We start from the raw sequence: 22,863 nt of genomic DNA on the forward strand, positions 1-22,863 counted from the left end.
CACCACTACGCCCCGGACAAACCCGCGTCGCGCCGCCCCGCCCTACCGTGGACCCCGCACCCGAACACACCACCACCCTCAACGCGGAAGGGCCGGGACTCGACATGACTTCCACCCACGCCTTCTGGCTCGCCGGCCGCCAGGCCACCGGCGAGTCCGACTTCGACGTCACGTCCCCCTGGGACGGCACCACCGTCGGCACGGTGAGCCTGCCCACCGACGCCCAGGTCGAGGAGGCCGTGGCGGCCGCGTACGCCGTACGGGACGAGTTCGCCGCCACCCCCGCCCACGTAAGGGCAGCCGCCCTCGACCACGTCGGCCGCCGGCTGGCGGAGCGCACCGAGGAGATCGCCCGTCTGATCTCCGCCGAGAACGGCAAGCCCGTCAAGTGGGCCCGCGGCGAGGTCGGCCGCGCGGTGTCCGTCTTCCGCTTCGCCGCCGAGGAGGCCCGCCGCTTCAACGGCGGCGAGGCCCAGCGCCTGGACACCGACGCAGGCGGCCAGGGCCGCCTCGCCCTCACCCGCCGCTTCCCCAAGGGCGTCGTCCTCGGCATCGCGCCCTTCAACTTCCCCCTCAACCTGTGCGCCCACAAGATCGCCCCCGCGATCGCCGCCGGCGCTCCCCTGATCCTCAAGCCGGCCCCCGCCACCCCCCTCTCCGGCCTGATCCTGGGCGAACTGCTCGCCGAGACCGACCTGCCCGCCGGCTCCTGGAGCATCCTCCCGGTCCCCAACGACCGCATGCCCGCCCTCGTCCAGGACGAGCGGCTGCCGGTCATCTCCTTCACCGGCTCCGAGACCGTCGGCTACGCGATCATGGACTCGGTCCCGCGCAAGCACTGCACGCTGGAACTGGGCGGCAACGGCGCGGCCGTCGTCCTCGCCGACTGGGCGAGCGACGAGGACCTGGACCGGGCCGCGGCGCGCATCGCGACCTTCTCCAACTACCAGGGCGGCCAGTCCTGCATCTCCGTGCAGCGCGTGATCGCCGACGCCGCCGTGTACGACCGCCTGCTGCCCCGTGTCGTCGCCGCCGTCGAGGCCCAGGTCACCGGCGACCCCCACGACGACGCCACGGACGTCGGCCCGCTGGTCAGCGAGGCCGCCGCCGAGCGCGTCGAGGCGTGGGTGCGGGAGGCCGTCGACGCGGGCGCGAAGCTCCTCACCGGCGGCAAGCGCGACGGCGCCTCCTACGCCCCGACCGTCCTCACCGACCTGCCCGCCGACACCACCCTCGCCCGCGAGGAGGTCTTCGGCCCGGTGCTCAGCGTGCGGCGGGTCGACGGCGAGGCCGAGGCGTTCGCCGCCGTCAACGACTCCAAGTACGGCCTCCAGGCAGGCGTGTTCACCCACGACCTCCAGGCCGCCTTCCGCGCCCACCGCGCCCTGGAGGTCGGCGGCGTGGTCATCGGCGACGTCCCCTCCTACCGCGCCGACCAGATGCCGTACGGCGGTGCCAAGCAGTCCGGCGTCGGCCGTGAGGGCGTGCGGTTCGCGATGGACGACTACACCTACGAGCGGGTGCTGGTCCTCACGGGTCTCGCGCTCTGACGCCGGCTCTCATCCGGCGTCGAGCTGGTGATCCGCCCAGACGTACGTCTCGGGCAGCAGGTCGGCGACGGGGACCGCGCGCATGTGGTCCCCGTGGCCGACGATCACCGTGAGGCGGGGGAAGTAGTCGAGCAGCACCTGACGGCACCGGCCGCACGGCGGTACGACCCCTCGCTCGCGGTCCCCGACGGCGACGATCGTCTCCAGCTCGTACGCGCCCTGTGCCGCCGCCGCGCCCACGACGACCAGCTCGGCGCAGGGGCCGCCGGTGAAGTGGTAGGCGTTGACCGCCGTGACGATCCGGCCGTCGGCGGCGCGGGCCGCCGCCGCCACGGTGTGGTTGTCGCCCCGGCACCGGGTGCGGGCCACGTGCGTCGCGGCCTCGACGAGTGCGTGGTCGACGGGGTGCGTCTGCGGTTCCATGGCCTCTGTCCTGTCGGTTGTCGGGCGGCGTCGGGCCGGGTGCCGTCGGCCGGCGCGCGGGTGGGCGCGACGGTCCTACTGTGCGGCAGTCCGCCGTCCGACCCGACAGCAGGTCCCGCGGCGTCACGTACGACCGGTCCCGGGACCAGGCGGTGCGCACCCAGCGGCGGCCCTCCTCGCCCATGGCCCGGGCGAGTCGGGGGCCCGGTACCGGTAGCCACCGGTGCCGGGCCCCGTCCCTGTGCCGGACTCCTCCGGACCCTCAGCCGGAGAAGCCGACGTGCGCGAGCCGCAGTGAGCCGCGCAGCCTGAGGCGGAGGTCGTGGACACCCTCGGCGGCGAAGGCGCCCGTGACCTCCACGTAGTCGTACGGTCCCGCGGTCGGCGCGTCCGGGGACGGCGCCGACGTCCACGGGCCCCCGTCGAGGGCGGCCTCGACCGTGCCCCCGCCCGCGACCGACACGGTCATCCGGGTCACGCCGGTACCGAAGTCGCAGTCGCGGTACAGCAGTTCACCGGTCCGTCCGGCGGCCGGCGTCACCGCGTCGCCCGCCGTCTTCGCCCGGTCGGCGATCTCCGTGCCGCTCTGCTCGTCGAAGTCGGCCGCCTCCAGGCCGCGTCGGCCGACGGGGCGCGGCGCGGCGGGCTCGCCGTCGAGCGCCACGGTCGTCGACAGGCGCACGTCCTCGCTGGAGGCGCCCACCAGCAGGGCGTACGGGCCGGGCTCCAGCCGCCACCGATCCTGTGCGACGTCCCAGAACGCGAGGGCGGACAGCGGGACCTCGAAGGAGACCCGGTCCGTCGCGCCCGGGGCGAGGGCGAGGCGGCGGTGGGCCAGCAGCTCGCGGCGCGGGCGCGGCACCGACGGGTCCTCGGCGCGTACGTAGAGCTGGGCCACCTCGTCGGCGGCCATGTCCCCGGTGTTGGTGACCGTGAAGGACACGGACACCGTCCCGTCCCGCACCTCGGCCGTCAGGTCCGCGTAGCCGAAGGACGCGTAGGACAGGCCGTGCCCGAACGGGAACAGCGGCGTCCCCTCGAAGTACAGGTAGGTCTGCCGGCCGCCGATCACGTCGTAGTCGAGCAGCTCCGGCAGGTCGGCGTCGTCGGCGTACCAGGTCTGCGGGAGCCGTCCGGCCGGGGAGACGTCGCCGGCGAGGACCCGGGCGAGCGCGGTACCGGCCGCCTGACCGCCGTGCGCGGTCCACAGCACCGCCGGGAGGGTCTCCACGTCGACGGCGTACGGGTAGGCGGAGACCAGCGCCAGCACGGTCGCCGGGTTGGCGGCGCGGGCCGCGCGCAGCAGCCGTTCCTGGTGGCCGGGCAGGCGCAGCGTCGTACGGTCCTCGGTCTCCCGACCGTTGATGTGCGGGTCGTTGCCCGCCACCACCACGACCACGTCCGCCTCCGCCGCGGCCCGCGCCACCGCGTCCTCGCCGCGTTCGGTGACGACCAGCGTGAAGATCCCGGCGTCCGCGTCGTCCGCGGCAACCTTCACACCGTCGGCGGCGACCTGGACGGGGCGACCCGTTCCCGTGTGCCGGAGGAGGTGACCGTTCTCGTGCGGTTCCAGGCGGAACGTCTCCTGCACGACCCACCCGCCGGGCTGGTCGGCGGAGGCGCGGACGAAACCGTCCTCGGCGACCGACAGGTACCGGCCGTCGGGGGCGCGGAGGGTGAGGACGCCCTCGCCCCAGTCGACGAGCGCCAGCTCGGTGCCGACGGCGTCGCTCGTCAGGGGCGGCAGGTCGGTCCGTCCGGCGAGCAGGGCCGGATCGAGGGCGCCCTGCGTGCCGCGTTCCCCGGAGGGGGAGTCCTCCGACGGGAGCACGTGCAGGAACGTGCCGTCGGCCCCGCGCAGCCGGACCCTGTCCACGCCCTCCGCGAAGCCCACGCGATCGGCGCCGAACCGCTCGTACAGCCCCTCCAACGGGGTGGAGCGGTGGATGAGCGTGCCGCTGTACCAGTCGAGCTTGCACTCGTCGGCGAGCAGTCCGACGACGGCGACACGGGTGCCGGGGGCCAGCGGCAGTACGCCGTCGTTCCTGAGCAGGACCACCGCCTGCTCGGCCGCCTCCCGCGCGAGCGCCCGGTGCTCCGGCGTGTCGAAGTCCGTCGCGGTCTCGGACGTGACGGCGTACGGGTCGTGCTCCGGGTCGAACTCGCCGAGCCGGAAGCGGACCGACAGCTGCCGGCGCACGGCGGCGTCCACGTCCGCCTCCGTCAGCAGGCCCTGCTCCAGGGCGCCCCGGACGCGCGCGACGCTCTTCGACGCGTCCGTGCCGTGGTCGGTGAAGCTGTCCACGCCGGCCCGCAGCGCGGCGGCGGTCGCCTCCTCGTGGGTGTCGAAGTAGTGCTCGGAGTCGACCAGGTTGGAGGGCGCCCCCGCGTCCGAGCAGACCAGGAGGTCCTCCTGCGTCCAGCCGCGCAGATGGCGGCCGAGGTACGGCGAGACGTGGTTGGGACGGCCGTTGACCAGGTTGTAGGCCGGCATCACCCCGGCCACCGCGCCGGCCTCGACCGTGTCGCGGAAGGCCCGCAGGTCGTACTCGTGCAGGACGCGCGGGCGGACCGAGGACGAGGAGGTGTCCCGGGCGGTCTCGTTGTTGTGGGCGAGCCAGTGCTTGAGGACGGGCGCGGTGCGCCAGTACACGGGGTGGTCGCCGCGCAGTCCCCGGGTGTAGGCGGTGGCGATGGCCGAGGTGAGCTTCGGGTCCTCGGAGTAGCCCTCCTCGTTGCGGCCCCACAGGGGGTGGCGGAGCAGGTTCACGGTCGGGGCCCAGACGTTGAGCCCGACGCGCTCGTCCCGCGCGCGCATCGCCCGGGCCTCCTTGGACACCGCCTCACCGACCCGGCGCACGAGGTCCTCGTTCCAGGTGGCGCCGAGGCCCACGGCCTGGGGGAACACGGTCGCCGGGCCCATCCAGGCCACACCGTGCAGTGCCTCCTGGCCGGTGCGGAAGGCGCCGATGCCGAGGCGTTCGACGGCGGGTGCGAACTGGTGCAGGAGAGCGGTCTTCTCGTCGAGCGTGAGCCGCGACACCAGGTCGTCGACGCGCTTCGCGAACGCCAGGTCCGGATCACGGAAGGGCGGCGTGGGCGGCATGGGTGCGGTCACGTGAGGTTCCCCTTGGAATGGTGCGGCCGGGCGCTTTCGAAGCGCTTCGATGCTCAGGCCCGCCCCGGGCGGGTGTCAAGACACCGCGACGGATCGGGACGTCCCTTCTGCCGTCGCGCCGTATGGGGAGGTCGAGTTCGTCCGGATCGCAGCCGGTGACGCCGACCAGGAATCTTGGAAACGACTCTTGTGTGCCCCCAGGGGTTCACTTAACCTCGCTGCAACATCGAAGCGCTTCGACACAGCACGTCTCCTGTTCCCTCAAGACACCGCAGCCGACGACCACCGTCGGCCGTCCGGTGTGCCACGAAGGCACGAAGGGTTGACACACATGACGCCGAACGCCGACTCCGGTCCCAGCCGGAGAAAGTTCCTCGCCTCCTCCGCGGTCGCCACCGCGGCGGTGGCGGGAGGACTGCCGCTGCTCTCCGCCTGCGGCGGCGGATCCGACGGCGGTTCGCGGGACGGCACCACGTCCGCCAAGGACGCCCGGAAGCTGCTGCCCGCGTACGTGGCCGGCAACGTGGTCACCCCGGACATCCCCAGCAAGAACGGCTCCGCGGTCGGCTTCACCGGCAAGCTCGCCGTCGCCGACCTGAAGACCTCGGTGCCGAAGAAGCTCGGCAAGGGCGGCCGGGTCACCGTCATGTCGCCGTTCTGGGGGTCCCCGCCGAAGGAGGACAACGCCTACTACAAGGCGATGAACGACCTCATCGGCGTCGACGTGGTCTGGCAGAACCAGGACGGCAACACCTACGACCAGAAACTCGGCGCGGTCCTCGCCTCCAGCGAGGTGCCCGACGTGGTCGTCGTGCCGGGCTGGAACATGACCGGCAAGATCCCCAGCGCCATCATCGGCAAGTTCGCCGACCTCGGCCCCCACCTTTCCGGAGACGCGGTCAAGGAGTACCCCAACCTCGCCGCGATCCCCACCGACGCCTGGCAGCGGTCCCTCTTCGGCGGCAAGCTGCGCGGTCTGCCGATGCCGTCCTCGTACGTGACCGCCATCGTGCCGCTGTACCGGCAGGACGTCTTCGAGAAGGAGGGCTACGAGGTCCCCCGCTCCTGCGACGAGTTCATGGCCCTGGCCAAGGACGCCACCAACGCGAAGGCCAAGCGCTGGGCCTGCCTGGACATGAAGTGGACCGCCTTCAACGCCTTCGGCGTGCTCTCCGGCAACGAGAAGTCGCTCGGCTGGAACGAGGTCGACGGCAAGCTGGTCCACCGCATCGAGACCGAGGAGTACCTCGAGGCCCTGGAGTGGACGCGCAAGCTGTTCGCCGCGGGCGTCGTCCACCCCGACGCGAAGCTCGGCAAGAGCAACGCCGCCGACCCCGGCCCCAAGTTCGCCGCCGGAGAGTTCCTGATCTACAACCAGGACATGTCCCAGTGGTGGAGCCGCACCGCCGAACAGGCCGTGCAGAACCCCGAGTTCAAGATCTGGGGCATGGATCTCTTCGGCCACGACGGCGGCGACCCCACCCTGTGGGCGCAGAACCCGGCGAGCATCTTCGCCTTCGTCAACAAGAAGGCGTCCAAGTCCGTGATCCGCGACGTGCTGGCCGTCGCCAACGTCACCGCCGCTCCGTACGGCACCAAGGAGTACATGGCCACCAACTACGGCGTGGAGGGCACCCACTACACCGTCGAGGACGGTGTGCCCACCAAGACCGACCAGGGCAACATCGACGTGATGAACGCCTTCGTGATGGTGGCGAGCCCCGCCGCGACCATCGCCCACCCCGACTTCCCCCAGGTCGCCAAGGGGCAGGTCGAATGGCAGCAGCGGATGGGCGCCTTCACCAGGAAGCCCGCCTTCTACGGCATGCAGATCACCGAACCCGCCCGCTACACCAACCTCGCCAACGACTTCGAGCAGCTCGAGGACGACATCGTCCGCGGCCGCAAGAAGATCGGCGACATGCAGCAGGCCGTGTCGGACTGGAAGAGCAAGGGCGGCGACGAACTCCGCGACTGGTACCGGAAGATCCTGGACGACAACGGTCCGGCGGCCGGCTGACCGGGTACCGAGGCAAGGAGAACCGCCGTGTCCCACAGCACGGTGCCTCGGACCGACACCGAGGCCGACAACGAGAGCGCAGCGGCCCCCGAGGCGGCGCACGGCGGCGGCACCGGGGCCCCGGGGAAACCGCCGACCGGGAGACTGAGCCTGCGGCTGAGGTTCCGACGCGACCGCGTGCTGCTGCTGATGACGCTGCCCGCGATCCTGCTGGTGCTGCTCTTCAACTACGTACCGATCCTCGGCAACGTCGTCGCCTTCCAGGAGTACGACCCCTACCTCAGCGACAACGGGATCGTCTCCATCCTGCACAGCCCCTGGGTGGGTCTGGAGAACTTCCAGCGGATCTTCGAGGACTCCGCCTTCTGGAACTCGGTGCGCAACACGCTGGTGCTCTTCCTGCTCCAGCTCGTGCTGTACTTCCCGATCCCCATCGCCCTCGCGCTGCTCATCAACAGCGTGGTGCGCCCCCGGGTGCGGGCGATCTCGCAGGCCATCCTGTACCTGCCGCACTTCTTCTCGTGGGTGCTGGTCGTCGCCGTCTTCCAGCAACTCCTCGGCGGGGCCGGGCTGCTGTCCCAGCTGCTGCGCGACCACGGGTACGACGGGCTCAGCGTCATGACCGACCCGGACACCTTCAAGTTCCTGGTCACCGCGCAGAGCGTGTGGAAGGACGCCGGCTGGGGGATCATCGTCTTCCTCGCCGCGCTCGCCTCGGTCAGCCCCGACCTGTACGAGGCCGCCGCGATGGACGGCGCGAACCGCTGGCGCCGCATGTGGCACGTCACGCTGCCCGCGCTGCGGCCGGTGATCGCCCTGCTGCTGGTGCTGCGCGTCGGCGACGCCCTCACCGTCGGCTTCGAACAGATCCTGCTGCAACGCGACGCCGTGGGACCGGGAGCCGCGGAGGTCCTGGACACCTTCGTGTGGTGGAACGGCGTGCGCAACCAGGACTTCGGCTACGCGGCCGCCGCGGGGCTCGTCAAGGGCGTCATCAGTCTCGGTCTGGTCCTCATCGCGAACAAGGTGGCCCACCTCATGGGCGAGCAGGGGGTGTACAAGAAGTGACCGCCGTGCAAGAAGCGACGACCCCCGTGGCCGACGGACCCCGGCGCCCACCCGGCCGGTGGGCGGCCCCGCCCCGGCCGGTGTGGGAGGAGGAGCCCACCCGCGCCGGAGTCGCGGGCAAGGGCCTGGTGCTGCTCCTGGCCTGCCTGGCGATCCTGTTCCCGCTGTGGATCGTCGTCGTCACCAGCCTCTCCTCGCGCAAGTCCATCGACGAGGCCGGCGGCCTGGTGATGATCCCCAAGGACATCACCTTCGTCGCCTACCAGGAACTGCTCAGCGGCGGCCAGGTCACCCGCGCCGCCCTCGTCAGTATCGGCGTCACCCTCGTCGGCACCCTCTTCTCCATGGCGGTGTCCGTGCTGTGCGCCTACGGCCTGTCCCGCACCGGCTCCGTCGGCCACCGCTGGATCCTCATGGTGCTGCTCGCCACGATGTTCTTCAGCGCGGGCCTGATCCCCACCTACCTGCTGGTGCAGTCGATCGGCCTGACCGACAGCTACCTCGCGCTGATCCTGCCCAGCGCGATCAGCGTCTTCAACATCCTCGTGCTGCGCGGCTTCTTCATGGGCATCTTGCCGGAGCTGACCGACAGCGCCCGCATCGACGGCGCCGGCGACCTGCGCATCCTGTGGCAGATCGTGCTGCCGCTGTCCCGCGCGGTGGTCGCGGTGATCACGCTCTTCTACGCCGTCGGCTACTGGAGCGCCTGGTTCAACGCCTCCCTCTACCTGAACGACCAGGACATGCTGCCCCTGCAGAACGTGATGATCCAGCTCGTGCAGAAGCAGGAGGCCCCCGTAGGCCTCGGCCAGGCCATCAAGACCGGTGAACTGTCCGGTCTGGCCGTGCAGATGGCCGTCATGGTCATGGCCCTGCTGCCGGTCGCCGTCCTGTCGCCCTTCGTCCAGCGCCACTTCAAGAAGGGCATGCTCACCGGGGCGGTGAAGGGCTGATGCCGGACCTGTCGGACGTCACCCGCCGCCGCATCCTCTTCGGCGGCGACTACAACCCCGAGCAGTGGCCCGAGGAGATCTGGTCCGAGGACATCCGCCTGATGAGGGCCGCCGGGGTCAACTCCGTCACCCTCGGCGTCTTCTCATGGTCGATGCTCGAACCGCGCCCCGGCGTCCACGACTTCGGCTGGCTCGACCGGCTCATGGACCTGCTGCACGAGGCCGGCATCGGCGTCGTCCTCGCCACTCCCACCGCCTCGCCCCCGCCCTGGCTGGGCCGGCTCCACCCCGACACCCTGCCCCGCGACGAGGACGGCCGCACCGAGTGGTGGGGCGGCCGCCAGCACTTCTCGCACTCCAGCACCGTCTACCGCCGCCACGCCGCCGCCATCACCGAGGCCCTCGCCGCCCGCTACGCGCACCACCCGGCCCTCACCATGTGGCACATCAACAACGAGTACTGCACCCACGACCACGGCGACGAGGCCGCCGCCCGCTTCCGCCGCTGGCTCCAGGACCGCTACGGCACCCTCGACGCCCTCAACGCCGCCTGGGGCACCGCCTTCTGGAGCCAGGGCTACGGCGACTGGGCGGAGATCCTGCCGGCCCGCCGCACCCACTACCTCAAGAACCCGGCGCAGGTCCTGGACTTCCGGCGCTTCACCTCCGACATGCTCCTGGAGTGCTACGCCGCCGAGCGCGACATCGTCCGCCGCCACACCCCGCACCTCCCGGTCACCACCAACTTCATGCCGCTGTGGTCCGGCCAGGACGCCTGGCGCTGGGCAGCGGAGGAGGACGTCGTCTCCGTCGACCTCTACCCCGACCCGCGCGACCCGTCCGGCGCCCAGGAAGGCGCCCTCGTCCAGGACATGACCCGCTCCCAGGCACGCGGCCCGTGGATGCTCATGGAACAGGCCGCCGGACCCGTCAACTGGCGCCGCGTGAACCATCCCCAACCGCGCGGCCTCACCCGCCTCCGGTCGCTCCAGGCGGTGGCCCGCGGCGCCGACGCCGTCTGCTACTTCCAGTGGCGGCAGTCCCGGCAGGGCGCCGAGAAGTTCCACTCCGGCATGGTCTCCCACGCGGGCGAGCAGGGACGGACGTACCAGGAGGTGAAGCGGCTCGGCGCGGACCTGGCCCGGATCGCCCCGCACGTCACCGGCGGCCCGGTCGCCGCCGACGTCGCCGTCCTGCACGACTGGCACTCCTGGTGGGCGGGCGACCAGGAGGCCAGGCCCTCCCGCGAGGTCGACTACCCGGACGTCCTCCGCGCCTGGCACCGCGCGCTCTGGCGGGCCGGCCCCACCACCGACTTCGCCCACCCCGAGCACGACCTCACCGGCTACCGGCTCGTCGTCGTCCCGCAGCTCTACCTCCTCACCGACACCGCCGTCGACAACCTCCTCGCGTACGTCCGCGGCGGCGGCACCCTCGTCTGCGGCTTCCTGACCGGCGTCGCCGACCAGGACGACCGGGTACGGCCCGGCGCCATGGACGCCCGGCTGCGCGACCTGTTCGGGATCCGCACCCTGCACGAGTGGTGGCCGCTTCAGCCGGGCGAGAGCGCCGACTGCGCGGGCGGCCTGCGCGGCACCCTGTGGTCCGAGGAACTGGAGCCCGACGGCACCGCCGACGAGACCGTGCCGTACCGGGGCGGGGAACTCGACGGACTGCCCGCCGTACTGCGCAAGGGCCGCGCCTGGTACGTCTCCACGCTCCCCGAGCCGGACGCGCTGCGCGCGCTGCTGGCCCGCGTCGCCGCCGGAGCGGGCGTCCGCCCGGTGCTCGACGGACTGCCGGACCAGGTCGAGGCGGTCCGGCGCGGCGACCTGCTGTTCCTGCTCAACCACGGCCGCGAACCCGTCGTCGTCGACCTCCCCGCCACCCACCACGACCTGCTCACGGAGACGAGGGCGACCGACCGGATCACCCTCGGCCGCTACGGCGCCGCGGTGCTGAAACCATGAGCGCCACGCCCGTCCACGGCACCTGGGAGCCCGAGCCCGCCGCCCGCTGGGAGGACGCCTTCCTGAGCGGCAACGGCCACCACGGCACCCTCGTGTACGGCGACCCGGACGCCGACCGGATCATCGTCACCCACCACACCCTCGTCCGCCCGAACGGCGACGAACACCGCCGCCCGCCCGCACTCGCCGCCGAGCTGCCCGCCCTCCAGGACCGCCTGCTGGCCGGGGACACCACCGCCGCCGAGAGCTTCACCGACGGCCGTCCGCCGCAATGGGTGCGCCCCTTCCACCCGGCCTTCCAACTGCGCCTGAACAGACCGTCCCCCGACGACACGAACGCCCCCTACCGCCGTGCCGTCGACTTCGCCACCGGCGAGGCCACGGCCACGCGCGGCGGCTGGACCAGCCGCGTCTTCGTCTCCCGCGCCGACGACGTGATCGTCCAGCACGTCACCGCCCCGGACCTCACCCTCCGCCTGTCCCTCGACGCCCGCCTCCCGGGCGCCCCCGCCGCACTGGGCGTCGGCCACGGCACCGTCCGCACCCCCGAGGGCGCCCTGCTCACCCTGCGCGCCCGCTACCCCGGCAGCGACCTGGCGTACACGGGCGTCACCCTGGTCGCCGTCACCGGCGGCAGCGTGCGACTCGTGCCGCCCGGCGTCCAGGCCGAGGGCGCCACCGAGGTGCTGCTGCTGACCCGGGTCCACCGGCACACCGGCGAACTGGACGCGCTCACCGAGGGCCGCGCCCTGCGCGACCTGCTGCACGAGGACTCCCACGAAGCCCCGCGCCCAGCCTCGTACGAAGCCTCGCGTTCGGCATCGCACTCAGCCCCGCGCCCAGCCTCGTACGACGGCCTCCTCGCCCGGCACCTCACCCGCCACCGCACCGCCTACGACCGCGTCACCCTCGACCTCGCCGCGGACCCCGCCGAACGCGCCCTGCCGGGCTCGGCCCTGCTCGCCCGGCCGCGCGGCGCCGCCCTGCTGGAGCGCCTCTTCGCCGCCGGCCGCTACCACCTGCTGTCGGCGAGCGGCCTGTTCCCGCCCCGCCTGACCGGCCTGTGGACCGGCGACTGGAACACCGCCTGGTCCGGCGCCTTCACCACCAACGCCAACCTCAACCTCCAGACCGCCTCCGCGGCCGCCGCCGCCCTCCCCGAGGTCACCGAGGCACACGCCGCCCTGGTCCACCGCCAGCTCCCGCACTGGCGGGACAACGCCCGCGCCATCTTCGGCACCCGGGGCGCGGTCGCGCCCTCGCACACCGACGGCGAGTCCGGCCACACGTACCACTTCAGCCGCGAGTACCCCCTGCACCTGTGGACCGCGGGTGCCGACTGGCTGCTCAAGCCCCTCGTCGACCACGACGAGACCTACGGCGGGCCCGATCCCCGCACCGCCGCCGCCCTCGGCGAAGTCGCCCTCTTCTACGAGGACTTCCTCACCCGGACCGACGACGAAGGCCACCTGGTCGTCGTCCCGTCCTACTCGCCCGAGAACCGTCCCGCCAACGCGAGCTGGGGCACCCTCGACGCGGCCATGGACCTCTCCGCCGCCCGGCACGCCCTGCTCACCGCCGCCGACCACCACCCCGAGCACGCCGACCGCCTGCGCGCCCTCGCCGCCCGCCTCCCCGCGCACCGGATCAACCCCGACGGCGCCCTCGCGGAGTGGGCGCGGCCCGGCCTGGAGGACACCTACGACCACCGCCACCTCAGCCACCTCTACGGCGTCTGGCCCCTCGACGAGATCAACCCGTACGACACCCCCGGCCTCGCCGAGGCCGCCCACCGCGCCCTCGAACTGCGCGGCACCGAGAACGACTCCGCCCACGGTCACCTCCACCACGCCCTGATCGCGGCCCGTCTCGGGGACGGCGCCCGGGTCGCCCACGCCGTCGGCCGGGTACTCGACGGCGACTACTTCCACGCCTCGCTGATGAGCGCGCACTACCCCCACCGCGACGTCTACAACGCGGACGCCGCGCACGCCCTGCCCGCCGTGCTCATCGAGATGCTCGTCCAGTCCACCCCCGGCCGGCTGGTCCTGCTGCCCGCGCTCCCCGCCTCCTGCCCGCAGGGCGAACTCCAGGGCGTACGCACCCGGTTCGGTGCGACGCTCGACCTCAGCTGGACGCCCGACGGCGGCGCGACGGCCGTACTGCGCCCGGACCGCACGCACCGCATCGAAGTCAGGACCCCCACCGGCGCCGAACCGCTCGACCTCGTCGCCGGGGAGGACCGCGTCATCAGCGTCACGGCGCGATAGCACCAGCCCCCGCGCGCGGCGCCACCGTCGAACCGACCGCCGCGCCACCACCGTGGACGTGCCACGGCCGTGGAGGCGCTGCGGCTGCAGCCGCGCTACGGCCGGACGGGCGCCGGGCCGGTGCTGGCGCGGACGGTCAGCTCCGGTGCGAGGAGCACGACCTCGTCGCTTCCACGGCCGCCGAGCTTGGCCACCAGTTGCTCCACCGCGTGGCGCCCCATCTCCTGCGCGGGCAGCGCCACCGAGGTGAGCCGTACCGAGGCCTGGGTGGCGACCTGCTCGGGACAGATGGCCACCACCGACACGTCCTCCGGCACGGCCCGGCCCTGCTGGCGCAGCAGGGCGAGCAGCGGCTCGATCGCCGACTCGTTCTGGACGACGAACCCCGTGGTGTCCGGGCGTTCGTCGAAGATCCGGGCCAGCGTCGCGGCCATCGCGTCGTACCCGCCCTCGCAGGGCCGGTGCAGCAGCCGCAGCTTCAGCTCCCGCGCCCGGGTCCGCAGACCGTCGAGGGTGCGTTCGGCGAAGCCGGTGTGCCGTTCGTAGACCGCGGGCGCCTCGCCGATGACGGCGATGTCGCGGTGCCCCAACTCGGCCAGGTGCTCCACGCACAGCGCACCGGTCGCCCGGAAGTCGAGATCGACACAGGTGAGCCCGGTGGTGTCGGCGGGCAGGCCGATCAGCACGGACGGCTGGTCGTCCGCCACTCCCGACCTCGCTCGACCGGGCGAACCCCCTTCGCGCAGCAGGGGGAGCCGCTCGTCGTCGAGTTCGACGTCCATGAGGATCATCGCGTCGGCGAGCCCGCTGCCGGTGACCCGGCGCACCGCGTCGGGCCCCTCCTCGTCGGTGAGCAGCAGGATGTCGTATCCGTGGGTGCGCGCACCGGCCGCGACCGCGATGGCGATCTCCATCATCACCGGCACGTACATGTCGGTGCGCAGTGGGATCATGAGCGCGATGATGTTCGACCTGCTGCTGGCCAGTGCGCGGGCGCCGGCGTTCGGGTGGTAACCGAGCTTGCGGATGCTCTCCTCGACCCGCTGCCGGGTGGTGGCGGAGATGGACCGCTTGCCGCTGAGGACATAGCTCACCGTGCTCGCCGAGACTCCGGCGTGCTGGGCGACCTCGGCGAGAGTGACCATCCGGCTCTCCAAGCTTTGTGAAGCGCTTCGACAGCGCGCGGGGTGGGAGTGAGCGGGTGAGGGTGGATCGACAGTAACCCCAGCAGCGATGGGGTGTCCAGAGGCCGTCGAAGCGCTTCGACACCTTTCTCCCGCGCTCCTCGCTCACCCACCCCCGGGGATCGGCCGAACGGCCGCACGAAGGGTGGTGGGGCCGCCCGGGATCGGGTACATACGGTCGGGTAGCCCGACTAAGTACCGTACGTCCGTCGTATCTTCCCCCGATGCCGATTCGCGGCGAGGTGAGCCTCATGTCCGCACCAACCACCCCCTCCTCCCGGCCAACCGTCACCGAACGTGAGGCACGTCAGGTCGCCGAGGCGGCCCGGGAACAGGACTGGCGCAAGCCCAGCTTCGCCAAGGAGCTGTTCCTCGGACGCTTCCGTCTCGACCTCCTCCACCCCCACCCGCTCCCCGCCGCCGACGACGTCCAGCGGGGCGAGGAGTTCCTCGCCAAGCTCCGCGACTTCTGCGAGACGAAGATCGACGGGGCCGTGATCGAACGCGACGCACGCATCCCCGACGAGGTGATCACCGGGCTGAAGGAGCTCGGCGCCCTCGGCATGAAGATCGACACCAAGTACGGCGGCCTCGGCCTCACCCAGGTCTACTACAACAAGGCCCTCGCCCTGGTCGGCTCCGCGAACCCCGCGATCGGCGCGCTGCTCTCCGCGCACCAGTCGATCGGCGTACCGCAGCCGCTGAAGATGTTCGGCACCCAGGAGCAGAAGGACACGTTCCTGCCGCGCTGCGCCCGCACCGACATCTCGGCGTTCCTGCTGACCGAGCCGGACGTCGGCTCGGACCCGGCGCGGCTGGCGACCACCGCGGTCCGCGACGGCGACGAGTACGTCCTCGACGGCGTCAAGCTGTGGACGACCAACGGCGTCGTCGCCGACCTGCTCGTGGTCATGGCCCGCGTCCCGAAGCCCGAGGGCGGCGCGGACGCGGCGGGTGGCAAGGGGGGCATCACCGCGTTCGTGGTCGAGGCCGCCTCCGAGGGCATCACGGTGGAGAACCGCAACGCCTTCATGGGCCTGCGCGGCCTGGAGAACGGCGTCACCCGCTTCCACCGGGTGCGGGTGCCCGTCGCCCACCGCATCGGTCCGGAGGGCGCCGGCCTCAAGATCGCGCTCACCACCCTGAACACCGGCCGGCTCTCGCTGCCCGCCATGTGCGTCGGTGCGGGCAAGTGGTGCCTGAAGATCGCCCGCGAGTGGTCGGCGGTGCGCGAGCAGTGGGGCAAGCCGGTCGCGCTGCACGAGGCGGTCGGCTCCAAGATCTCCTTCATCGCGGCGACGACCTTCGCCCTGGAGGCCGTCCTGGACCTCTCCTCCCAGATGGCCGACGAGGACCGCAACGACATCCGCATCGAGGCCGCCCTCGCCAAGCTCTACGGCTCCGAGATGGCCTGCCTGATGGCCGACGAGCTGGTCCAGATCCGCGGCGGCCGGGGCTTCGAGACGGCGGCCTCACTCGAAGCCCGCGGCGAGCGCGCGGTCCCCGCCGAGCAGCTCCTGCGCGACCTGCGCATCAACCGCATCTTCGAGGGCTCCACCGAGATCATGCACCTGCTGATCGCGCGTGAGGCGGTCGACGCCCACCTGTCGGTCGCGGGCGACCTGATCGACCCCGACAAGACCCTGTCCGACAAGGCGCGGGCGGGCGCGCAGGCCGGCGTCTTCTACGCCAGGTGGCTGCCGAAGCTCGTCGCGGGCCCCGGCCAACTCCCGTGCTCGTACGCCGACTTCCACCCGCCCGGCCACCAGGACCTGTCCGGGCACCTGCGCTACGTCGAGCGCAGCGCCCGCAAGCTCGCCCGCTCCACCTTCTACGCCATGTCCCGCTGGCAGGGCCGGATGGAGACCAAGCAGGGCTTCCTGGGCCGCATCGTCGACATCGGCGCGGAGCTGTTCGCGATGAGCGCGGCCTGTGTCCGCGCCGAGCACCTGCGCGCCGTGGACGACCACGGCCGCGAGGCCTACCAGCTCGCCGACGCCTTCTGCCGCCAGTCCCGCATCCGCGTCGAGGAGCTCTTCGGCCGCCTGTGGAGCAACACCGACGACCTGGACCGCAAGGTCGTCAAGGGCGTGCTGGGCGGCGCCTACGAGTGGCTGGAGCAGGGCGTCGTCGACCCCTCCGGCGACGGCCCCTGGATCGCGGACGCGACACCGGGCCCGCCCCGGAGGGAGAACGTCCGCCGCGCCATCGGCTGAACCGGGGCACCCCACCCGGAAACCCCACCGGCCCCCGACCGCCACCGGACCACCCCCGGTGCCCAGCCGGTCCGGGGCCGGCCTCCTCACCCGGCGCGAGGCCCGGGGGTCCGGGTCGTCGCCCGTGGGGGTGTGCGTCGGGGTGGTGTGGCTGCGTGTGGCTCCTGGTGTCCGGGGGCGGGCCGGGTGCCCGGGTCCGGGGACAGCCGCCGGCTCCGGGTCGCCGCCCGTGGGGGTGTGTGCCGGGGCGGGGTTGCCGCGTGTGGGTGCCGGTGTCCGGGGGCGGCCGGGCGCCCGGCCCCGCGCTGCCGGCGCGGTGGGATCCGGCGTCCCCGCCCCGCGCAGCTGGGGCCGGGGCCGAGAGCCTGGTCGGGGCCCCGGCGTGAGCCCGGCCGTCGGGTCGGCGTGTCGGCCGTACGGCATCCGCGACGCCTGCTCGCGGCTGCGGGGGCGCGTTGCCGACACCCGACCGAGGGACGCGCTGTCCTCCCGGAGGGCCGTTGCGGACACAATGGGGGGATGAGCGACAGTCCAGCCCCACTCGCCGACCCCCACCTCGTCTACGACCCGGTGGCGGGCGACGGCCCGAAGGACGTGGTGGTCCTCGGGTCCACCGGGTCGATCGGGACCCAGGCCATCGACCTCGTGCTGCGCAACCCGGACCGCTTCCGGGTCACCGCCCTGTCCGCCAACGGCGGCCGGGTCGCCCTCCTCGCCGAGCAGGCGTACCGGCTGAGGGCGCGGACCGTCGCCGTCGCCCGCGAGGACGTCGTACCGGCGCTGCGGGAGGCGCTCACCGCCCAGTACGGCGCGGGCGAGCCGCTCCCCGAGATCCTCGCCGGACCGGACGCGGCCACCCAGCTCGCCGCCTCCGACTGCCACACTGTGCTCAACGGCATCACCGGCTCCATCGGACTCGCGCCGACCCTCGCCGCCCTGGAGGCGGGCCGCACCCTCGCGCTGGCCAACAAGGAGTCGCTCATCGTCGGCGGCCCGCTGGTCAAGGCGCTGGCCAAGCCGGGCCAGATCATCCCGGTGGACTCGGAGCACGCCGCGCTCTTCCAGGCGCTGGCCGCCGGCACCCGCGCCGACGTGCGCAAGCTGGTCGTCACCGCCTCCGGCGGCCCCTTCCGCGGGCGCACGAAGGACGAGCTGGCGGCCGTCACCGTCGAGGACGCCCTCGCCCACCCCACCTGGGCCATGGGCCCGGTGATCACGATCAACTCCGCCACCCTCGTCAACAAGGGCCTGGAGGTGATCGAGGCCCACCTGCTCTACGACATTCCCTTCGACCGCATCGAGGTGGTCGTGCACCCGCAGTCGTACGTCCACTCGATGGTCGAGTACACGGACGGATCGACCCTGGCCCACGCGACGCCCCCCGACATGGGCGGGCCCATCGCCGTCGGTCTCGGCTGGCCCGAACGCGTCCCCGACGCCGCCCCCGCCTTCGACTGGAGCAAGGCCTCGACGTGGGAGTTCTTCCCGCTCGACAACGAGGCCTTCCCCTCGGTGAACCTGGCCCGGCACGTCGGACAGCTCGCGGGCACGGCTCCGGCGGTGTTCAATGCCGCCAATGAGGAGTGCGTCGAGGCGTTCCGCGGCGGCGCCCTGCCGTTCCTCGGGATCATGGAGACCGTCACGCGGGTGGTCGAGGAGCACGGCACCCCCCGCACGGGAACCTCGCTCACCGTCGCGGACGTCCTCGAAGCGGAGACCTGGGCACGCGCCCGGGCCCGGCAACTGGCGGCACAGACGGCGGAGGCCCGTGCATGACGACCCTGATGTTCATCCTCGGCATAGTCCTCTTCGCCGTCGGGCTGCTCTTCTCCATCGCCTGGCACGAGCTGGGCCACCTGTCCACGGCCAAGATGTTCGGCATCCGGGTGCCGCAGTACATGGTGGGCTTCGGACCGACGATCTTCTCGAAGAAGAAGGGCGACACCGAGTACGGGGTCAAGGCCATCCCCTTCGGCGGCTACATCCGCATGATCGGCATGTTCCCGCCCGGTCCCGACGGCCGCATGGAGGCCCGCTCCACCTCGCCCTGGCGCGGCATGATCGAGGACGCCCGCTCGGCGGCCTTCGAGGAACTGCAGCCTGGTGACGACAAGCGCCTCTTCTACACGCGCAAGCCGTGGAAGCGCGTCATCGTCATGTTCGCCGGCCCCTTCATGAACCTCGTCCTCGCGGTGGCGCTCTTCCTCACCGTCCTGATGGGCTTCGGGATCGCGCAGCAGACCACCACCGTCAGCTCCGTCTCCCAGTGCGTCATCTCACAGAGCGAGAACCGCGACGACTGCACCAAGTCCGACCCGGCCTCCCCGGCCGCCGCGGCCGGACTCCGGGCGGGCGACAAGATCGTCTCCTTCGACGGCGTACGGACCGACGAATGGGACAAGCTCTCCGACCTGATCCGCGCCAACCCCGGCCAGGACGTGCCGGTCGTCGTCGAGCGCAAGGGCGAGCAGGTCACCCTCCACGCGACCATCGCCACCAACAAGGTCGCCAAGAAGGACTCCAGCGGGCAGATCGTCCAGGGCGAGTACGTCACCGCCGGCTTCCTCGGCTTCAGCGCCGCCAACGGCGTGGTGAAGCAGGACTTCGGCCAGTCCGTGACCTGGATGGGCGACCGGATCGGCGACGCCGTCGACTCGCTGGCCGCCCTGCCCGCCAAGATCCCCGCCCTGTGGGACGCGGCCTTCGGCGACGGCCCCCGCGAGGCCGACTCCCCGATGGGCGTCGTCGGCGCCGCCCGCGTCGGCGGCGAGATCGCCACCCTGGACATCCCGCCCACCCAGCAGCTCGCCATGTTCGTGATGCTGGTGGCCGGCTTCAACCTCTCCCTGTTCCTCTTCAACATGCTCCCGCTGCTGCCGCTCGACGGCGGACACATCGCGGGCGCGCTGTGGGAGTCGCTGCGCCGCGCCGCGGCCAGGGTGCTGCGCAGGCCCGACCCCGGGCCCTTCGACGTGGCGAAGCTGATGCCGGTGGCCTACGTGGTGGCGGGCGTCTTCGTCTGCTTCACGCTGCTCGTGCTGGTGGCGGACGTCGTCAACCCGGTGCGGATAACCTGACGACCGGACCGTCCGCACAACTGACGACCGGACCGTCCGCATGAACCGACGACCGGACCGTCCGCATCACCCGACGTGCGGACGATCCCAACGATCCGATGAGAAGCCCGATCCGGAGAGCATGTCCCTCCGGGTCGGGCTTCACTCCGTTCGCCCGGCAGATGGACGCCAAAGGATGCATCTCCCGTACGCCCTGTGCCCGGCGTTCATGTCCGTGCCGTAATCTCGAATGCCGGAGCCCGCCGCTGAACGGGGCCGGACCTTGATCCACGACTTGGGGTTGCACAGCAGATGACTGCGATTTCTCTCGGCATGCCGGACGTTCCGACCAGGCTCGCGGAGCGCCGCAAGAGCCGGCAGATCCAGGTCGGAACCGTGGCGGTGGGCGGCGACGCACCCGTGTCCGTGCAGTCCATGACCACGACCCGCACCTCCGACATCGGGGCCACCCTCCAGCAGATCGCCGAGCTGACGGCCTCCGGCTGCCAGATCGTGCGCGTGGCCTGCCCCACCCAGGACGACGCCGACGCCTTGGCCGTGATCGCCAGGAAGTCGCAGATCCCGGTGATCGCCGACATCCACTTCCAGCCCAAGTACGTCTTCGCCGCGATCGAGGCCGGCTGCGCCGCTGTCCGCGTGAACCCGGGCAACATCAAGCAGTTCGACGACAAGGTCAAGGAGATCGCCAAGGCGGCCAAGGACCATGGCACGCCCATCCGCATCGGCGTGAACGCGGGCTCCCTCGACCGCCGCCTGCTCCAGAAGTACGGCAAGGCGACCCCCGAGGCCCTCGCCGAGTCCGCCCTGTGGGAGGCATCGCTCTTCGAGGAGCACGACTTCCGCGACATCAAGATCTCGGTCAAGCACAACGACCCGGTCGTCATGGTCGAGGCCTACCGCCAGCTCGCCGCCCAGTGCGACTACCCCCTGCACCTCGGCGTCACCGAGGCGGGCCCGGCGTTCCAGGGCACCATCAAGTCGGCGGTCGCCTTCGGCGCCCTGCTCTCCCAGGGCATCGGCGACACCATCCGCGTCTCCCTCTCCGCCCCGCCGGTCGAGGAGATCAAGGTCGGCATCCAGATCCTGGAGTCGCTGAACCTGCGCCAGCGCGGCCTGGAGATCGTCTCCTGCCCGTCCTGCGGCCGCGCCCAGGTCGACGTCTACAAGCTGGCCGAAGAGGTCACCGCCGGTCTGGAGGGCATGGAGGTCCCGCTGCGCGTCGCCGTCATGGGCTGCGTCGTCAACGGTCCCGGCGAGGCCCGCGAGGCCGACCTCGGTGTCGCCTCCGGCAACGGCAAGGGGCAGATCTTCGTCAAGGGCGAGGTCATCAAGACCGTCCCCGAGTCCAAGATCGTGGAGACCCTCATCGAAGAGGCCATGAAGATCGCCGAGCAGATGGAGAAGGACGGCGTGACCTCCGGCGAACCCTCCGTCGCCGTCGCCGGCTGATCCGCCCGCCGATGCCGCGTCGCCCCAGGGGGCGGCGCGGCATATGCACGGCGGGTACAGTGCGGAGACCAGCAGATCTCAGGGTGAGGCCCCCGCACGTGTTGACGCAGACCACCTCCCGCGTGCTCGAACCGAGCGACCTGGACGCCGCGCTCGCCGTCCTCGACCGCGAGCCGGTCGCGAACGCCTTCGTGACCGCCCGGGTCCAGATCGCCGGACTCGACCCGTGGCGCCTCGGCGGCGAGATGTGGGGCTGGTACGAGCACGGCATGCTCACGTCCCTGTGCTACGCGGGCGCCAACCTCGTCCCCATCTGCGCCACCCCCCGCGCCGTCCGCGCCTTCGCCGACCGCGCCCGCCGGGCCGGCCGCCGCTGCTCCTCGATCGTCGGCCCCGCCGAGCCGACCGCCCAGCTGTGGCGCCTGCTCGAACCCGGCTGGGGCCCGGCCCGCGAGGTCCGCACCCACCAGCCCCTCATGGTCACCGACCACCTCCCCGGCGACGTCGCCGCGGACCCCTACGTCCGCCGGGTCCGCAAGGACGAGGTGGAACGGATCATGCCGGCCTGCGTGGCGATGTTCACCGAGGAGGTCGGCATCTCCCCGATGGCCGGCGACGGCGGCCTCCTCTACCAGGCCCGCGTCGCCGAACTCGTCGGCGCCGGACGCTCCTTCGCCCGCTTCGACACCGACGGCAGGGTCGTCTTCAAGGCCGAGATCGGTGCCGCCACCGACCGCGCCTGCCAGATCCAGGGCGTGTGGGTGGCCCCCGAGTACCGCGGCAAGGGCATCGCGGCACCGGGCATGGCGGCGGTCCTGCGCTACGCCCTCGCGGACGTCGCCCCGGTGGCGAGCCTGTACGTCAACGACTTCAACACGGCGGCGCGACGGACGTACCTGCGCGTCGGCTTCCAAGAAGTGGGCGCCTTCATGAGCGTGCTGTTCTGAAGCCCCGGCGCCCCCGGCCGCGCCACAGGCACCCGGACGGCAACCGGAACCCCCTGTAGGCTCCCCGCCATGGACCTCGCGATCGGCCCACTGGACCTCTCCGCGCACGTGGACGAGGCCCTGGCCGTCCAAGCCGCCGCGTTCGGCCTCGGCCCCGACGAGGTGGCCGTCCGCCGTCAGATCGTCCTGCGCCACATGACCCACGCGGGCGCCAGAGCCCTCGGCGCCACCGACCGGGGCCGCCTCGTCGGCTTCGTCTACGGCATGCCCAACGACCGTGCCCACTGGTGGTCCACCGTCGTCGAGCCCTACCTCCGCGCCCAGGGCACCGACCCCTGGCTCGACGACTCCTTCGTCATCACCGAACTCCACGTCCACCCCTCCCACCAGAACCGCGGCGCGGGCCGCGCCCTGATCACCACGATCACCGACGCCGCCCCGCAGCCCCGCTCGATCCTCTCCGCCATCGACACCGAGAGCCCCGCCCGCGGCCTCTACCGCTCCCTCGGCTACCAGGACCTCGCCCGCCGGGTCCTCTTCCCCAGCGCCCCCAAGCCGTACGCGGTGATGGGCGCCACGCTCCCCCTGCTGAGGCGCACTGCCGGTCGATAACCGATT

The 22,863-nt window shown here is 72.3% G+C and carries 15 protein-coding genes; 12 read left to right on the forward strand and 3 right to left on the reverse strand.

The genetic code is table 11. The features are described from left to right. Positions 1 to 104: 104 nt before the first annotated feature. Positions 105 to 1,550, forward strand: coding sequence for an aldehyde dehydrogenase family protein (locus tag BJ961_RS08160; protein WP_271320629.1), 1,446 nt, complete (start codon positions 105 to 107; stop codon positions 1,548 to 1,550). A 9-nt stretch (positions 1,551 to 1,559) separates the two neighbouring features. Here the strand turns inward: BJ961_RS08160 and BJ961_RS08165 are convergent, their stop codons facing one another. Both BJ961_RS08165 and BJ961_RS08170 read right to left on the reverse strand, forming a co-directional pair. Then, the gene (locus BJ961_RS08165) at positions 1,560 to 1,973 is read right to left on the reverse strand and encodes a cytidine/deoxycytidylate deaminase family protein (RefSeq protein ID WP_271320630.1); all 414 of its coding nucleotides are present in this window, start codon (positions 1,971 to 1,973) and stop codon (positions 1,560 to 1,562) included. A gap of 262 nt (positions 1,974 to 2,235) precedes the next feature. After that, a complete protein-coding gene (locus tag BJ961_RS08170; protein WP_271320631.1) occupies positions 2,236 to 5,091 on the reverse strand; it encodes a glycoside hydrolase family 3 C-terminal domain-containing protein in 2,856 nt (951 codons plus the stop codon). Positions 5,092 to 5,422: 331 nt separating this feature from the next. On the opposite strand from BJ961_RS08170, the gene BJ961_RS08175 reads away from it, so the two are divergent. From BJ961_RS08175 to BJ961_RS08195, 5 genes are read left to right on the forward strand one after another with little or no spacing between them, the layout of a single operon-like run. Further along, entirely contained in the window at positions 5,423 to 7,111 is a 1,689-nt protein-coding gene (locus BJ961_RS08175) for an extracellular solute-binding protein (RefSeq protein ID WP_271320632.1), read from the forward strand. A gap of 27 nt (positions 7,112 to 7,138) precedes the next feature. Continuing rightward, complete coding sequence (locus tag BJ961_RS08180; protein WP_271320633.1) at positions 7,139 to 8,179, forward strand: ABC transporter permease; 1,041 nt, start codon at positions 7,139 to 7,141, stop codon at positions 8,177 to 8,179. A 26-nt stretch (positions 8,180 to 8,205) separates the two neighbouring features. Next, complete coding sequence (locus tag BJ961_RS08185; RefSeq protein ID WP_271320634.1) at positions 8,206 to 9,132, forward strand: carbohydrate ABC transporter permease; 927 nt, start codon at positions 8,206 to 8,208, stop codon at positions 9,130 to 9,132. Next, positions 9,132 to 11,102, forward strand: coding sequence for a beta-galactosidase (locus tag BJ961_RS08190; RefSeq protein ID WP_271320635.1), 1,971 nt, complete (start codon positions 9,132 to 9,134; stop codon positions 11,100 to 11,102). Before BJ961_RS08185 ends, BJ961_RS08190 begins: the two co-directional genes overlap by 1 nt. Beyond that, positions 11,099 to 13,372: a glycosyl hydrolase family 95 catalytic domain-containing protein gene (locus BJ961_RS08195; RefSeq protein WP_271320636.1), complete on the forward strand. Its 2,274-nt coding sequence runs from the start codon at positions 11,099 to 11,101 to the stop codon at positions 13,370 to 13,372. Before BJ961_RS08190 ends, BJ961_RS08195 begins: the two co-directional genes overlap by 4 nt. Positions 13,373 to 13,467: 95 nt before the next feature. Here the strand turns inward: BJ961_RS08195 and BJ961_RS08200 are convergent, their stop codons facing one another. Then, a complete protein-coding gene (locus BJ961_RS08200; RefSeq protein ID WP_271320637.1) occupies positions 13,468 to 14,517 on the reverse strand; it encodes a LacI family DNA-binding transcriptional regulator in 1,050 nt (349 codons plus the stop codon). 290 nt (positions 14,518 to 14,807) lie between these two features. On the opposite strand from BJ961_RS08200, the gene BJ961_RS08205 reads away from it, so the two are divergent. The 6 genes from BJ961_RS08205 to BJ961_RS08230 all read left to right on the forward strand — a co-directional run bounded on the left by BJ961_RS08205 (position 14,808) and on the right by BJ961_RS08230 (position 22,857). Further along, complete coding sequence (locus tag BJ961_RS08205; protein WP_271320638.1) at positions 14,808 to 16,772, forward strand: acyl-CoA dehydrogenase family protein; 1,965 nt, start codon at positions 14,808 to 14,810, stop codon at positions 16,770 to 16,772. Between the two features lie 519 nt (positions 16,773 to 17,291). Continuing rightward, the gene (dxr, locus tag BJ961_RS08210) at positions 17,292 to 18,548 is read left to right on the forward strand and encodes a 1-deoxy-D-xylulose-5-phosphate reductoisomerase (RefSeq protein WP_271320639.1); all 1,257 of its coding nucleotides are present in this window, start codon (positions 17,292 to 17,294) and stop codon (positions 18,546 to 18,548) included. 8 nt (positions 18,549 to 18,556) lie between these two features. Further along, positions 18,557 to 19,849 carry a M50 family metallopeptidase gene (locus tag BJ961_RS08215; protein ID WP_271416996.1) on the forward strand — a complete coding sequence of 431 codons (1,293 nt, stop codon included), beginning with the start codon at positions 18,557 to 18,559 and terminating at the stop codon, positions 19,847 to 19,849. Between the two features lie 291 nt (positions 19,850 to 20,140). Further along, the gene (gene ispG, locus BJ961_RS08220) at positions 20,141 to 21,298 is read left to right on the forward strand and encodes a flavodoxin-dependent (E)-4-hydroxy-3-methylbut-2-enyl-diphosphate synthase (RefSeq protein ID WP_271320640.1); all 1,158 of its coding nucleotides are present in this window, start codon (positions 20,141 to 20,143) and stop codon (positions 21,296 to 21,298) included. 98 nt (positions 21,299 to 21,396) lie between these two features. Beyond that, entirely contained in the window at positions 21,397 to 22,245 is an 849-nt protein-coding gene (locus BJ961_RS08225) for a GNAT family N-acetyltransferase (protein ID WP_271320641.1), read from the forward strand. Between the two features lie 69 nt (positions 22,246 to 22,314). Beyond that, complete coding sequence (locus tag BJ961_RS08230; RefSeq protein WP_271320642.1) at positions 22,315 to 22,857, forward strand: GNAT family N-acetyltransferase; 543 nt, start codon at positions 22,315 to 22,317, stop codon at positions 22,855 to 22,857. Positions 22,858 to 22,863 lie beyond the last annotated feature (6 nt).

It is taken from the genome of Streptomyces lienomycini (assembly GCF_027947595.1).
In the GTDB taxonomy this organism is placed as follows: Bacteria; Actinomycetota; Actinomycetes; order Streptomycetales; family Streptomycetaceae; genus Streptomyces; species Streptomyces lienomycini.

Excerpts from the sequence above, each read along its gene's own strand:
- BJ961_RS08195 (WP_271320636.1), top strand. The coding sequence starts at position 11,099 with ATGAGCGCCACGCCCGTCCACGGCACCTGGGAGCCCGAGCCCGCCGCC.
- BJ961_RS08200 (WP_271320637.1), bottom strand. The coding sequence starts at position 14,517 with ATGGTCACTCTCGCCGAGGTCGCCCAGCACGCCGGAGTCTCGGCGAGC.
- BJ961_RS08230 (WP_271320642.1), top strand. The coding sequence starts at position 22,315 with ATGGACCTCGCGATCGGCCCACTGGACCTCTCCGCGCACGTGGACGAG.
- BJ961_RS08205 (WP_271320638.1), top strand. The coding sequence starts at position 14,808 with ATGTCCGCACCAACCACCCCCTCCTCCCGGCCAACCGTCACCGAACGT.
- BJ961_RS08165 (WP_271320630.1), bottom strand. The coding sequence starts at position 1,973 with ATGGAACCGCAGACGCACCCCGTCGACCACGCACTCGTCGAGGCCGCG.
- dxr (WP_271320639.1), top strand. The coding sequence starts at position 17,292 with ATGAGCGACAGTCCAGCCCCACTCGCCGACCCCCACCTCGTCTACGAC.
- BJ961_RS08215 (WP_271416996.1), top strand. The coding sequence starts at position 18,557 with ATGTTCATCCTCGGCATAGTCCTCTTCGCCGTCGGGCTGCTCTTCTCC.
- BJ961_RS08175 (WP_271320632.1), top strand. The coding sequence starts at position 5,423 with ATGACGCCGAACGCCGACTCCGGTCCCAGCCGGAGAAAGTTCCTCGCC.
- BJ961_RS08190 (WP_271320635.1), top strand. The coding sequence starts at position 9,132 with ATGCCGGACCTGTCGGACGTCACCCGCCGCCGCATCCTCTTCGGCGGC.
- ispG (WP_271320640.1), top strand. The coding sequence starts at position 20,141 with ATGACTGCGATTTCTCTCGGCATGCCGGACGTTCCGACCAGGCTCGCG.
- BJ961_RS08160 (WP_271320629.1), top strand. The coding sequence starts at position 105 with ATGACTTCCACCCACGCCTTCTGGCTCGCCGGCCGCCAGGCCACCGGC.